This window comes from Polaromonas sp. CT11-55, from assembly GCF_047303325.1.
Classification (GTDB): domain Bacteria; phylum Pseudomonadota; class Gammaproteobacteria; order Burkholderiales; family Burkholderiaceae_C; genus Polaromonas.
The window spans coordinates 116,127-129,871 of record NZ_JBKBEX010000003.1 but is presented as its reverse complement, the minus strand read 5'-3'; the positions used below and the strand labels follow the sequence as shown (position 1 = coordinate 129,871).

The following is a 13,745-nucleotide window of genomic DNA, read 5'->3' as shown; positions in this document are numbered from 1 at the left end:
TAAAGACCCCTGGGAAAATCCCGGGTAGCGGCGGCAAAGCCCCGCGTATCGCGCAAGCCGGCCGTGAACGCTCAACCGGCGGCTTCGCGCTCCTCGTCCTTTTTCTGCTTGATCATCTTGGTCTTGATGCGGTTGCGCTTCAGGGGAGAAAGGTATTCCACAAACACCTTGCCCAGCAGGTGGTCCATTTCGTGCTGGATGCAGACCGCCAACATACCCTCGGCCTCATACACCTGGGGCTTGCCGTCGAGGTCCAGGGCCTGGACCTTGATGGCGATGGAACGTTCCACCCCGTCATAAATGCCGGGCACCGAAAGGCAGCCTTCGTCGCCGACGCGCTTTTCCTCGCTGGCCCAGAGGATTTCAGGGTTGATCAGCACCATGGGCTGGTTGCGCTCTTCGCTCACGTCGATGACGATCAGGCGCTCATGGACATTGACCTGGGTAGCGGCCAGGCCTATGCCGGAAGCCTCGTACATGGTTTCAAACATGTCGTCGGCCAGCTTGCGCAGGCGTGCATCAACGGCGGCCACGGGTTTGGCCACCGTGTGCAGGCGGGGGTCGGGGTAACGAAGAATGGTCAGCTGGCTCATGGGGGAAAGCAAGGGGAAATGAAGGCCCGAGGGGGAGATGTCGCTATTTTCGCCACTTTTCTCGGTTTTTCGGCATCCTGATATTCCCAGAATCGCGTATTCGTTGCTTAATCAAGGGCTTAGGTACAAAATCGTTAGTAATTTATCAAGATATGACACGGCCTTTTCCGCCTGATTCCGCTGCGGATCGCGTCGTGCCAATCCCCTAAAAGCGCCGAAGGCCTACAAAGATGCAAACAATTTTTGGTCGTTTCAGTCAAATTTCAATAGCCGCCACCGCCCTTCTGGGCATTGCCGGCGGTCTGCATGCCCAGAATTACCCCATCACACCGGGCCAAAAAGCAACAGCCACACAGGTGGCCCAGACCGGGATCCCCCTCAGCGAACTCGCCCCCAACGCCCCGGACGAATACACGGTCAAGCGCGGCGACACCCTGTGGGCCATCTCGGGCATGTTCCTCAAAAGCCCCTGGCGCTGGCCGGAACTGTGGGGCATGAACCTGCAGGACATCCGCAACCCGCACCGTATTTACCCAGGCCAGCACCTGTACCTGGACAAAACCGGCGGCCGCGCCACCCTGCGCACGCGCCAGGCCTCCAGCGACGGCCCACCGACCGACACGGTGCGCGTCTCGCCCCGCACGCGCTTTGAAAGCATGGCCGACAGCTCCATTCCCACGCTGTCGCCCAATGCCATCGAACCCTTCCTCTCGGAAGCCGTCCTGGTGGACGACGCGACCTTCTCCAGGGCTCCCCGCATCGTCGCCGCCCAGGAAGGCCGCGTGCTGCTGAGCCGCGGTGACCGCGCCTATGCGCGCGGCGAATACGTGGGAGGCGTGCCCACCGGCACCCCTTTGAGCGATGCCAAGGGCCAACCACTGGACTACCGCGTCTACCGCAATGCCACCCCCTTGAAAGACCCGACCACCCAGCAAATCCTGGGCTATGAGGCGCAATACATCGGCAAGGCCGAGTTGATGCGCGGCGAATCCGTCGCACAAGTACCGGGCAAGGACGGCAAGCCGCAAGCGGAAATCGTGCCTGCCACCATCGATATCGTGGCCACCAAGGAAGAAATGCGAGTGGGAGACCGCCTGCTCCCTGAACCCGCTCGGGAGCTGGTCAGCTATGTCCCGCATGCGCCCGCCACCCCGATCACCGGCCAGATCGTTTCGATTTACGGCAGCGCTGTGGCGAATGCAGCGGAAAACCAGGTTGTGGTGATCAACCGGGGCGCCGCGGACGGCCTTGAGCGCGGCCACGTCATGGCCATCCTCAAGGATGGCGAGCGGCTGGCCGACAAGACCGACAGCGCGCGGCCCCAGATCAAGCTCCCCAATGAGCGCAACGGCCTCATGATGGTGTTCCGCACTTTTGACAAACTCTCCTACGCGCTGATCCTGCAGATCACCGACGGCGTGAAGGTCGGCGACCGCTTCACCAACCCGAACTAAGGGCGCAGCCTGCGGCAGGGCGCGCCGCGGCGCGGCCCACCGACAGCCGCCCTCCCTCCGCAAAATCCCCCGACTGACGTGGATACCCAAGAGCTTCAGGCCTGGTTACGGCTGACGCTTTCCCCCGGTGTAGGAAACGACACCGCGCGCAAGCTGCTGGCCGCCTTCGGGTCGGCGCAGGCCGTCTTTGGTCAGAGCGCGGCCGCCCTCAAGCAACTCGGCACTGAAAAGCTGGCCAAAGCCATTCTGACGGAACCGCCGGGGCTGGCGGCCCAGTTGCAGCTCACCCTCGAATGGCTGCAGGCCGGCGACGACAGGCGGGTCGCCGTGCTGGGCGACAGCGCCTATCCGGCGGCCTTGCTCGACATCGAAGATCCGCCCCTCATGCTTTACATGCTGGGCACGCTGGCCGGGAAGCCGGCGGCGGCCTGCATCGCCATTGTGGGCAGCCGCAACCCGACGCCGCAGGGTGAAACCAACGCCCGGCAGTTCGCCAAGGCCTTCGGCTCCGTCGGGCTCTGCGTGGTGTCGGGGCTGGCCCTGGGCATTGACGGCGCGGCGCACGATGGCGCCCTGCTGGGCGGCGGCGAGACCATTGCGGTGGTAGGCACCGGCCTGGACAGGGTTTATCCCAAAAAGCACCTTACGCTGGCGCACCGGATCGCGCAGCAGGGCATGATCGTCAGCGAATTTCCCCTGGGCACGCCGCCGCTGGCGGGCAATTTCCCGCGGCGCAATCGCATTATTTCGGGCCTGGCGCGCGGCACGCTGGTCGTGGAGGCTGCGCTGCAATCGGGCTCGCTGATCACGGCGCGGCTGGCGGCCGAGCAGGGCAAGGAGGTCTTTGCGATTCCCGGCTCCATTCACTCGCCCCAATCACGCGGCTGCCACGCGCTGATCAAGCAGGGCGCCAAGCTGGTGGAACTCGCGCAGGATGTACTGGAAGAGCTGAACCTCTCTAACGGATTCCACGCTGACGGCGACAACGATGCGGCGGCGACACCGGACGCCGGTAACTCGCTGGTTGCGGCCCTGGGCTTTGACCCCGTGAGCCTCGACGCATTGCAGGCGCGCACCGGCCTGGACACTGCGCGGCTACAGGCCAGCCTGCTGGAGCTTGAGCTGTGCGGGCAGGTGGTGCGCCTGCCCGGCGGGCTTTTCCAGCGCCTGGTCACCGGCTGACGCCGGCAGTTTCCGCACGCGCGGGCCCTGGCCTCGAGGTTTGACACGGCCGGCAACATCTGCGTTATATTGGGTGCATGTTTGAAGTACTGGTGTACGTCTACGAGAATTACTGGCAAGGTGACGCTTGCCCCGAACTCCACCGACTGAGCCGCAAACTCACCGCGGCGGGATTCGATGCCGAGGAAATCCAGGCAGCCCTTGTCTGGCTCGACGGCCTGAATGTCGCTGCCCAAGGCACGCAGATCAGCCTGCCGGCCAAGGCCCCGCAGGCAAGCGGTGAATCCCCCGCAAGCGCTTCCGCCATCCAGCCGCAATCAGCCGCCAGCCTGCGTGTGTACTCCGTCGCCGAGCAGGTGCATCTGGGCGCGCAAAGCCTGGGTTTTGTGAGCTTTCTCGAATCCTCCGGCGTGCTGCCGCCGCACATGCGCGAGATCGTCATAGACCGCGCCATGGCGGCCCCGGGCGACCCGGTGACGCTGGACGACCTCAAAATCATCGTCCTCATGGTGTACTGGAGTTTTGGCGAAGAGCCCGACGCGCTGGTGCTCGACGAGCTGTGCGACGACACGGAGTTCCGCCTGGCCCACTGAGCGCTGAACGCCGCGCGCCAGGGGCCGCCCCCCAATGCGGAAATTAAAGGCCTAGCCCAGCAGTCGCTCGGGATTGGCGTCCAGCTTGGCCAGCGCATCGCGCGTGGCGCGCACCGTCAGCGCTTCTTCTTCCGTCGGCACCAGCAAGCCTGCCTGCAGATAGGCCGCCAGGCGTCGCGCCTGGATCAGGAAATTGCGGCCGTCGGCGGAGGCGAACAAGTGCAGCTGCTTGCGGCCGCTGCACCAGGCGAACTGCACATGGCTGACCTTGCCGTTGTGGTCCAGGCTGAACCAGGAACCCAGTTGCAATTCCTTGGCCCAGGCGCGCATGGCCTCGGTGGGGTGGCTGCCGCCGTCGGCGATCACCTCGATGTCGGTGGCGTCTATGCCTATCATGGTCACCAGGCTGTCGGTGTCCAGAGGCAGGTCTCCCACATCCTCGTCGGACAGGTAATCCTCGAGGTTGGTGAGCCGCTTGGCCATGGCCTCCACCTTCTCCACGGGAATGGCGTCGGTCTTGGACATGAAAGCATCGGCCAGCGTATCGCTGATGATTTTCAGGTGCCCATCCTGGTCGGCGACACTCAGGCCCAGCATGGACATTCCCAGGCGCAATAGCTGCAGCAGCTTGGGCAGGTCGGCGATGACGCGCGCGCGGTCATTGCGGTTGGGCTTGGCGCTTGCCGCCCATACCAGGTCGGCGGCGGCCCGCTTGAGCGTGAGAGTCTCTTCATGCTGCGGGCCGTTCTTCATGGCGGCGATCGCCAGCACCTCGGCCCATACCTTGAACAGGAACTCGCGGATTTCATCGCGTACCGGCATGTCATTGAGCATGTTGCGCATCTCAATGGTGTATTGGATGGTCATGGTCTCTTTTTGCTCGACCTGCTGGGCCACGCTCACCACACGAGCGGCGTTGCCGTGCTCCGAAAGAAACCGGGACAGGAATTTGTCGAATTCATCGTAGACGAGCTGGAACACCCGGCGACCGGTTTCGGGGTATTGCTCGATCACTTGTACAACGCGCTTGATCTCGGCTTCCAGCACGCCGCCCGCCACCGTGACGTCGAAGCCAAGCACGCACGAACCCATGCGGTCTATCAACCGGCGCGCGGGATGCTGCAGGGACTCGAAGAATTCGGGCTCCGAGATCGCCACGCGCAGCACCGGCATCTGCAGGCGCGCGAACCAGACACGGATCACTGCGGGAATCCGGTCTTCCGCGAGGATGCTCTGGAACATCAGGGCCACGATTTCGATCGTCGCCTTCTCGGAGGAGGTTGACGCGGCCTCCTTGAGCTTGGTGGTGCGTTCGCGCAAGACGCCGACGGCATGGTCCACCTGCGCCTGGCCGTAGACCTGCCCCGGCGCATCCACCAGCAGCGTGCGTTCCCCGCCGGTTTCCTGCACACGCTCCACACTGGCCATGGCCTGCGCGAGCTGCGGCGAGGCCTGGCTGGGACGCGTATCGTCGAAGCCCGCCGCCTGGTTTGACAGCAGGCGTTTAAGTTGCCCCATCACGCCCTGGGCACGCATACGCGCCCGGGCCAGGGGCGTGGTCGCGGTCTGCAAGCGGGTTTCGTCGTACACCCCCTGGCCGGGACCCGTTGTGGCTTCGTGACCTTTTGCTACGTTGGGCTGGCCGGTGCCACCAGCGCCATTGCCGATGTTGCCGGGGCTGCCCTGGAAACCCGTGCCGCTTCCCACGCCGCCAGAACCCGCCGCGCCACCGGACGCAAAGCGTCCAGCACCTTGCACACCGCCACCGCCACCACCGGCCGCAGCATTTGCACCTCGCGCCCCCCCCCCGCCGGCGCCAACACTTCCCGTACCGCCATAGGGGGAGCCGGTGCCACCCCTGGGTGAAGCGGCGCCGGGGCTGCCCCCGCGAGCGTTGCCACCACCACGGCCGCCACTCGAGAGACCCGGGCCTCGGCCACCGAATGATGATGAGCCTCCGCCTGCGGATTCTCCATAGGAAGCTGAAACGCCACCGCCACCGCCGTAACCCGCACCACCGCCACCGCCCATGCCTGACCCACCCGGATTGCCGTCACCCTGCGGGGCTTTTCCTTTTTGCGCATCAGGCGCTGTTTTGGCGGGAGCACCGGTGCCGGCAGCCGAAGGCGTGCGCTTGACCAGCGGCCTCAGGTCGATCTCGGCCATCACGCCCTGCTGCACCAGGAATTCATTGGTGGCATGGTAGGTTTCGAGCAGGTGCTCGCCCATGTCTTTCTGGATGCCGCTCTGGACCGCGAGCCAGACCTCGCGCGGCAGGCCGGCCTTGCCCCACTGCTCCACCAGGTGCTGGGCGAGCACTTCGGGGCGCAGGATGTCCTGCTTGTGGAGTTCGGTGATTCCCTCCAGGTTCTGGATGCGCAAGCGAAGGTCGTTGAGCTCCCAACTCGCGAAATCGAGCAGGCGCAAGGCCAGACGCGAGGCGAGGATCTTGTCCTCCATCACGTCGTTATCCATCAATTCGAATTTCCCGCTGTCCAGGAAACGGGTCGGTGAGTTGGCGGCAGGGATGGTCTGCGCGTTGGCCCAGGCGGCGATCGTGCCGCGGACCCAGGCATCGCCGCTTTTCTGGAAGGCCAGCCAGCCGTCCCGCCGCTCCTGCATGTCGCGGGCACTGCCCGGCTGGTCGACCAGCGCAGACAGCTTGTCTTGAATGGTTTTGGCCAGCACGGGCAATATCCGTGCTGCACGCTCCGTAAACAGCGCGCGAGCCTGCTCGACCAGAAGACTGTTATTTTTGTTGCTTGGCACGACCGCCCTGGGTGATTAGCCTATAGCTTACACCGTAGCCCCTGCATTGGGGTCATTCGGATCCTCTCCTTTTTTGGCCGGCCCCTTGACCAGGTCTTCCCGCTTGATGCCCAGCCACATCGCGATCGCGGCAGCCACAAAAACCGAGGAATAAATACCAAAAAGGATGCCTATGGTCAGCGCCAGGGCGAAGTAAAACAGCGTCGGGCCGCCGAACAGCAACATGGACAACACCATGATCTGGGTCGAGCCATGGGTGATGATGGTGCGGCTGATGGTTGAAGTGATCGCGTTGTCGATGATCTCTATGGTGTTCATCTTGCGGTAGCGGCGGAAGTTCTCGCGAATCCGGTCGAAGATCACCACCGACTCATTGACGGAATAGCCCAGCACCGCCAGCACGGCAGCCAGCACGGCCAGCGAAAACTCCCACTGGAAGAACGCGAAGAAGCCCAGGATGATGACAACGTCGTGCAGGTTGGCGATGATGGCCGCCACCGCATACTTCCATTCAAAACGGAAGGCCAGGTAAACCATGATGCCGAACACCACCATGGCGAGCGCCTTCAGGCCGTCGTGGGCCAGCTCTTCGCCGACCTGCGGGCCGACAAACTCCGTGCGGCGCAGCGTCACCTCGGGGCTTGCCGCCTTCAGGGCCGCCAGCACCTTGTCGCTTTGCTGGGCGGTGCTCACGCCCTTCTGGGCGGGCAAGCGGATCATCACGTCGCGCGAAGTACCGAAGTTTTGCACCTGCACGTCGGCGAATCCCAGGCCGGCCACGGTGTCACGGATTTTCCCGACATCGGCGGCCTGGGTGTAGTTGACTTCCATCAGGGTGCCGCCGGTGAACTCCACCGACAGGTGCAGGCCGCGCGTGATCAGGAAGAAGACGGCCAGCGCGAAGGTCGCAAAACTGATGACATTAAAAACCAGGGCATGCCGCATGAACGGGATGTCGCGCCGGATTTTGAAGAATTCCATCTGGGGTCCTTGGGAAACTCGGGGGAGAAAAGGCCGGGATTACTTGGTCGCCACCGCGCCGGAGGCGGCGGGCCGCCACACGGTGCCGATGGAAACCGACTTGAGCTTTTTCTGGCGGCCATACCAGAGGTTGACCAGGCCGCGCGAGAAAAACACCGCGGAGAACATGCTGGTCAGGATGCCGATACAGTGCACCACCGCAAAGCCGCGCACCGGGCCGGAACCGAAGGCCAGCAACGCCAGGCCGGCGATCAGCGTCGAGATGTTGGAGTCCAGGATGGTGGCCCAGGCCCGTTCGTAGCCCGCGTGGATGGCCGCCTGCGGCGACGACCCGTTGCGCAGTTCCTCGCGCACGCGTTCGTTGATCAGCACGTTGGAGTCGATGGCCATGCCCAGCGCCAGCGCCATGGCCGCCATGCCGGGCAACGTCAGGGTCGCCTGCAGCATGGACAGCACCGCCACCAGCAGCAACAGGTTGACAGCCAGCGCCAGGCCGGAGAACAGGCCGAACAGCATGTAATAGGCCGCCATGAAGGCCACGATCACGACAAAGCCCCAGGACACGCTGTGAAAGCCCTTGGAGATGTTGTCGGCACCCAGGGTCGGGCCTATGGTGCGCTCCTCGATGATTTCCATGGGCGCGGCCAGCGAGCCGGCGCGCAGCAGCAGCGCCAGGTCATTGGCCTCGACGACGCTCATGGAACCGGAAATCTGGAAGCGGTTGCCGAGCTCGCCCTGGATGACGGGCGCCGTCAGCACCTCGCCCTTGCCTTTTTCGAACAGCAAAATGGCCATGCGCTTTTTAAGGTTCTCGCGGCTGGTGTCGCGCATGATGCGCCCGCCCTTGGCATCGACCGTGAGGTCCACCTTGGGCTGCTGGTTCTGCGAGTCAAAGCCGGGCTGCGCGTCCGTCAGGCTTTCGCCGGTCAGGATCACCTGTTTCTTGACGATCACCGCCTGGCCGTTGCGCTCGAAGAAGCGCTCGTCGCCGAAAGGAACAGCGCCGGTATTGCTCGCGGCGGCCCGGGCCTCGGCGCTGTCGTCCACAAGGCGCATTTCCAGGGTGGCGGTGCGGCCCAGGATGTCCTTGGCCTTGGCCGTGTCCTGCACGCCGGGCAACTGCACCACGATGCGGTCTATGCCTTGCTGCTGGATCACCGGCTCGGCAACGCCCAGCTCGTTGATGCGGTTGTGCAGCGTCACGATGTTCTGCTTGAGCGCCTGGTCTTGTATGCGGCGCGCGGCTTCGGGCTTGATGGAGGCCGTCAGCTTGTATTCCGTGCCGTCCGGCGCATCAACGGTCTGCAGGTCGGCGAACTGGTCCTGGATCAGCCCCTTGGTGGAGGCCAGGGTGGCGGAGTCGCGCAGCCTGATTTCAATGGCCTGGCCGTTGCGGCTGATGCCGCCGTGCCGGATGTTCTTTTCGCGCAGGGACAGGCGGATGTCGCCGGCCAGGGACTCGGCGCGTTTGGTGAGCGCTGCCTGCATGTCCACCTGCAGCATGAAGTGGACGCCGCCGCGCAGGTCCAGCCCCAGGTACATCGGGAAAGCGTGCAGCGAGGTCAACCAGGCGGGCGAGCGCGACAGCAGGTTCAGCGCGACCACGTAGGCCGGGTCGTTCGCGTCGGGCGCCAGGGCTTTCTGGATGGCATCCTTGGCCTTGAGCTGCGTGTCGGTGTCGCCGAAACGCGCCTTGATCGAACTGCCTTCGAGCGTGATGGCGTCGGCCGCGATGGCGGTGTCCTTCAGCGCCTGCTCGACCTTGGCCAGCGTCGTGCTGTCAACCTTGATGGTGGATTTTGCGCTGGACACCTGCACCGCGGGCGCTTCGCCGAAGAAATTGGGCAGCGTGTACAAAGCCGCGATCAGCAGCGCGACCACGATGATGGCGTACTTCCAGGCCGGGTAACGATTCATGAGAGGGCTGTTCCTGGTGGGCAAATGAACAAAAGGGGCGCCCGCATCAAGCAGCAGCCCCGATATACCGAAAAGCCCCGTGAGTCCTCACAGGGCCCTGAAGACTTACTTGGCCGTGCTGATCGCACCCTTGGGCAGGACCTGGATGATGGCGCTGCGCTGCAGCTGCACTTCAACGCCGGGGGCCAGTTCCAGGGTCAGGTAAGCGTCGCCCAGCTTGGTCACCTTGCCGAGCAGGCCGCCAGCCGTCGCGACTTCATCGCCCTTGGCCAGCGCGTCGATCATGGCGCGGTGCTCTTTCTGCTTCTTCATCTGCGGGCGGATCATGACGAAATACAGCACCACAAACATCAGCACCAAGGGCAGCATGCCCGTCAGCGAAGACATCATGTCACCACCTGCGGCTGCAGCGGGAGCGGTTTGGGCAAAGGCGGAAGAAATGAACACGGCTAACTCCACAACATAATAAAAACACACTGGCGCGCGCGCCGTCCGGCACGGACGGCGTACAGAGTCCACGATTGTATGCGGCGGGGCAATCGCCCCAAGGGGTAACTGGCGCGCGCCAGGGGCTTTTCAAGCCGGCTTTACGCGTAAAGGGCCGCCGCGGGCTTTGCTGCGGGGCCCCTCACGGGGAAGGAAAGGCCCAGTCGGGCTCAGGCCGCTTTCCGCTGGACGGTAGATCCGGGGCTACGAAAGGCTTGCATCAATGCGGCCCACTGCGGCCGCGCGGCGGCCAGGTGGCGCGCCTTGACATGGCCATAACCCTTGATCATTTCGGGAATCCGGGCGATTTCCAGCGCCGTGGCGTGGTTTTCGGCCGTCAACCCCGCCAGCACTTCCGAAAGGCTGGCCTTGTATTCCTCGATCAGGGCGCGTTCGGTGCGCCGCTCTTCGGTGCGGCCGAACACATCCAGCGGCGTGCCGCGCAGGCCCTTCAGGCGAGCCAGCAGCTTGAACGCCCCCAGCATCCAGGGGCCGAACTGCTTCTTCTGCAGCTCGCCCTTGTCGTTTTTGGCGGCGATCAGGGGCGGCGCCAAGTGGTAATTCAACTTGAAGTCGCCTTCGAACATGGCGTTGACCTTGCCCAGAAAGGCCGTGTCCGTGTGCAGGCGCGCCACTTCGTACTCGTCCTTGTAGGCCATCAGCTTGAACAGGTAGCGCGCCACGGCTTCGGTCAGCGTCGTCTTGCCCAGCACCGCCTCGGCGCCCCGCACCTGTTCGACAAAGGACTGGTAGGCCTGGGCGTAGGCGGCGTTCTGGTAGGCCGTCAAAAAGTCCACCCGTTTCGCCAGCATTTCGGCCAGGGCCGGCTTTTTCACGAATTCGATAACCTGCGCGGCCTTGAACAGCGCCCGCACCGAGGCCAGATCGTGCGCGCAGCGGCGGCCCCACTCAAAAGCCGCCTTGTTGTTGTCGACTTGCACGCCGTTGAGCTCGATGGCTCGCATCAGCGCGGCATGCGACAGGGGCACACGCCCCTTTTGCCAGGCAAAGCCCAGCATCAGCGGGTTGGTGTAAATCGAGTCGCCCACCAACTGCACCGCCACCTCTTCGGCATCGAAGCTGCCCAGCAAGTCAGCGCCCACTGCGGAGGTGACGGCACTTTCGCAATTGCCGCCGGGGAACTGCCAGCCCGGGTTGGTCACAAAGGCCGCCGTCGGCGTGCCGTGTGAATTCATGGCCACATAGGTGCGGCCCGGCTGCATGACGGTGAGGGTGTATTTGCTGGCGGCCACAATCGGGTCGCAGCCTATGACCAGGTCGGCCTTGGCGGTATCCACCTTGGTGGTGTAGATCGCTTCGGGCCGGTTGGCGATCTGGATGTGGCTCCAGGTGGCGCCGCCTTTTTGCGCCAGGCCGCCCGCGTCCTGCGTGACCACGCCCTTGCCTTCCATGTGGGCCGCCATGCCGAGCAACTGGCCTATGGTAATGACGCCGGTACCGCCCACGCCGCCCACGACAATGCCCCAGGCATTTTCCGCCACGGGCAATACCGGCTCGGGAACCGGCGGCAGACTCGAGGCGCCGCCCTTCTTTTCTTTTTTCGGTTTCTTCAGCTGCCCGCCCTCGACGGTGATAAAGCTGGGGCAAAAACCCTTCACGCAGGAATAGTCCTTGTTGCAGGTGTTCTGGTTGATGCGACGCTTGCGGCCGAATTCGGTTTCCAGCGGCTCGACCGACAGGCAGTTGGACTGCACCGAGCAGTCGCCGCAGCCCTCGCAGACCAGCTCGTTGATCACCACGCGCTTTTCCGGGTCCACCAGGGTGCCGCGCTTGCGGCGCCGGCGCTTTTCCGTCGCGCAGGTCTGGTCGTAAATGATGGCGGTCGTGCCCTTGATCTCGCGGAACTCGCGCTGGATGCGGTCCAGCTCGTCGCGGTGGTGCACCGTCACGCCCTCCAGCAGCGGCGCACCGTCGTATTTCTGCGGCTCATCGGTCACGATGACCAGCTTGGCCACCCCTTCGGCGCGCAGGCTTTGCATGATCTGCAGCACCGAGTGGCCCTCGGGCCGCTCGCCGACCTGCTGGCCGCCCGTCATGGCCACCGCGTCGTTGTAAAGGATCTTGTAGGTGATGTTCACGCCCGAGGCGATGGCCTGGCGTATCGCAAGCAGCCCGCTGTGGAAGTAGGTACCGTCGCCGAGGTTGGCAAAAATGTGCTCGTCGGTCGTGAAGGCCGCCTGGCCCACCCAGGTCACGCCTTCGCCGCCCATCTGGGTGAAGGTCGAGGTGGAGCGGTCCATCCAGGTCGCCATGTAATGGCAGCCTATGCCGGCCACGGCGCGCGAGCCTTCGGGCACGCGCGTGCTGGTGTTGTGCGGGCAACCGCTGCAAAACCAGGGCGCGCGCTCGCCGGTGTCAGCCTTGGCTTCGGCCAGGGCCCGTTCGCGCGCCTCGATCACGGCCAGGCGCTCGTCCATGCGCGAGACCACGTCGGCCGGCACGCCCAGTTTCTTCAGGCGTTTGGCGATCGCCTTGGCGATGATGGCCGGCGTCAGGTCGGCCTTGGCGCGCAGCAGCCAGTTGTCACTGGGGTTGGAGCGGCCCCATTCACCGCCCGACTGGTCGCCTTCGGGCTCGTCGAACTTGCCCAGCACATTGGGCCGCACGTCGGCGCGCCAGTTGTAGAGCTCTTCCTTGAGCTGGTATTCGATAACCTGGCGCTTTTCCTCCACCACCAGGATTTCCTGCAGGCCCTCGGCGAAGTCGCGCGTGATGGTGGCCTCCAGCGGCCAGACCACGTTGACCTTGTGCAGGCGTATGCCCAGCTGGTGGCAGGTTGGCTCGTCCAGCCCGAGGTCGGCCAGGGCCTGGCGCGTGTCGTTGAAGGCCTTGCCGCTGGCGATCAGGCCGAAGCGGTCCTTGGGGCCGGCGATGACGTTGTAATTGAGCTTGTTGGCGCGGATGTACGCGAGGGCCGCATACCATTTGTAGTCCATCAGCCGGGCCTCCTGCTCCAGCGGCGCGTCCGGCCAGCGGATGTGCAGGCCGCCGGGCGGCATCACGAAATCTTCGGGGATGACGATCTTCACGCGGTCGGGGTCGACCAGGATGGAGCTCGACGACTCCACGACTTCCTGGATGGTTTTCATGCCCGACCAGACGCCCGAAAAACGGCTCATGGCAAAGGCATGCAGCCCCATGTCCAGGATGTCCTGCACATTGGACGGGAAGAACACCGGCAGGCCGCAGGCCTTGAAGATGTGGTCGCTCTGATGGGCGGCGGTGGAGCTCTTGGAGACATGGTCGTCGCCGGCAATCGCGATCACGCCGCCGTGTTTCGCGGTGCCCGCCATGTTGGCGTGCTTGAAGACGTCCGAGCAGCGGTCCACGCCCGGGCCCTTGCCGTACCAGATGCCGAACACGCCGTCGAATTTTTTGCTTTGCGGGTACAGGTCCAGCTGCTGGGTGCCCCAGACGGCGGTGGCGCCCAATTCCTCGTTGACGCCGGGCTGGAACACGATGTTCTGCGCCGCCAGGTGTTTTTTGGCGGCCCACAGCGCCTGGTCATAGCCGCCCAGCGGCGAGCCGCGGTAGCCGCTGACGAAACCCGCCGTGTTCAAGCCCGCCATGGCGTCGCGCGTGCGCTGCAGCATGGGCAGGCGGACCAGCGCCTGGACGCCGCTCATGAAAGCGCGGCCGTGCCCTAAGGAATATTTATCGTCAAGAGTGACGGTTTCCAGGGCCTTGCGGATGTGTTCAGGTAGGGGCGCGTTCATGTTCGTGGGTCTCCAGGACTGTTTTTAATACCG

General features: G+C 64.3%; 9 protein-coding genes. 3 read left to right on the top strand and 6 right to left on the bottom strand.

Features of this window, described 5'->3' with window-relative positions; genetic code table 11:
* Positions 1 to 71: 71 nt before the first annotated feature.
* Positions 72 to 593: a peptide deformylase gene (gene def, locus ACEN8I_RS04170; protein WP_413326601.1), complete on the bottom strand. Its 522-nt coding sequence runs from the start codon at positions 591 to 593 to the stop codon at positions 72 to 74.
* A 230-nt stretch (positions 594 to 823) separates the two neighbouring features.
* Between def and ACEN8I_RS04165 the strand changes: the two genes are divergently transcribed.
* From ACEN8I_RS04165 to ACEN8I_RS04155, 3 genes are all read left to right on the top strand, one after another.
* Positions 824 to 2,047 carry a LysM peptidoglycan-binding domain-containing protein gene (locus ACEN8I_RS04165; RefSeq protein WP_413326599.1) on the top strand — a complete coding sequence of 408 codons (1,224 nt, stop codon included), beginning with the start codon at positions 824 to 826 and terminating at the stop codon, positions 2,045 to 2,047.
* Between the two features lie 78 nt (positions 2,048 to 2,125).
* Positions 2,126 to 3,229, top strand: coding sequence for a DNA-processing protein DprA (gene dprA / locus ACEN8I_RS04160; RefSeq protein ID WP_413326597.1), 1,104 nt, complete (start codon positions 2,126 to 2,128; stop codon positions 3,227 to 3,229).
* 77 nt (positions 3,230 to 3,306) lie between these two features.
* Positions 3,307 to 3,822: a DUF494 domain-containing protein gene (locus ACEN8I_RS04155; protein ID WP_413326595.1), complete on the top strand. Its 516-nt coding sequence runs from the start codon at positions 3,307 to 3,309 to the stop codon at positions 3,820 to 3,822.
* Positions 3,823 to 3,873: 51 nt separating this feature from the next.
* On the opposite strand, the gene ACEN8I_RS04150 is transcribed toward ACEN8I_RS04155, so the two are convergent.
* From ACEN8I_RS04150 to ACEN8I_RS04130, 5 genes are all read right to left on the bottom strand, one after another.
* Positions 3,874 to 6,591: a DUF1631 family protein gene (locus ACEN8I_RS04150; protein WP_413326593.1), complete on the bottom strand. Its 2,718-nt coding sequence runs from the start codon at positions 6,589 to 6,591 to the stop codon at positions 3,874 to 3,876.
* Between the two features lie 27 nt (positions 6,592 to 6,618).
* Entirely contained in the window at positions 6,619 to 7,572 is a 954-nt protein-coding gene (secF, locus tag ACEN8I_RS04145; protein ID WP_413326591.1) for a protein translocase subunit SecF, read from the bottom strand.
* Positions 7,573 to 7,611: 39 nt separating this feature from the next.
* Positions 7,612 to 9,489 carry a protein translocase subunit SecD gene (secD, locus tag ACEN8I_RS04140; protein ID WP_413326589.1) on the bottom strand — a complete coding sequence of 626 codons (1,878 nt, stop codon included), beginning with the start codon at positions 9,487 to 9,489 and terminating at the stop codon, positions 7,612 to 7,614.
* Between the two features lie 105 nt (positions 9,490 to 9,594).
* Complete coding sequence (gene yajC, locus ACEN8I_RS04135; RefSeq protein ID WP_036839126.1) at positions 9,595 to 9,936, bottom strand: preprotein translocase subunit YajC; 342 nt, start codon at positions 9,934 to 9,936, stop codon at positions 9,595 to 9,597.
* Between the two features lie 209 nt (positions 9,937 to 10,145).
* On the bottom strand, positions 10,146 to 13,712 hold the full coding sequence (locus ACEN8I_RS04130) for an indolepyruvate ferredoxin oxidoreductase family protein (RefSeq protein WP_413326587.1): 3,567 nt from the start codon (positions 13,710 to 13,712) through the stop codon (positions 10,146 to 10,148).
* Positions 13,713 to 13,745: the final 33 nt, after the last annotated feature.

Excerpts from the sequence above, each read along its gene's own strand:
- secD (WP_413326589.1), bottom strand. The coding sequence starts at position 9,489 with ATGAATCGTTACCCGGCCTGGAAGTACGCCATCATCGTGGTCGCGCTG.
- ACEN8I_RS04155 (WP_413326595.1), top strand. The coding sequence starts at position 3,307 with ATGTTTGAAGTACTGGTGTACGTCTACGAGAATTACTGGCAAGGTGAC.
- def (WP_413326601.1), bottom strand. The coding sequence starts at position 593 with ATGAGCCAGCTGACCATTCTTCGTTACCCCGACCCCCGCCTGCACACG.
- ACEN8I_RS04165 (WP_413326599.1), top strand. The coding sequence starts at position 824 with ATGCAAACAATTTTTGGTCGTTTCAGTCAAATTTCAATAGCCGCCACC.
- ACEN8I_RS04130 (WP_413326587.1), bottom strand. The coding sequence starts at position 13,712 with ATGAACGCGCCCCTACCTGAACACATCCGCAAGGCCCTGGAAACCGTC.
- secF (WP_413326591.1), bottom strand. The coding sequence starts at position 7,572 with ATGGAATTCTTCAAAATCCGGCGCGACATCCCGTTCATGCGGCATGCC.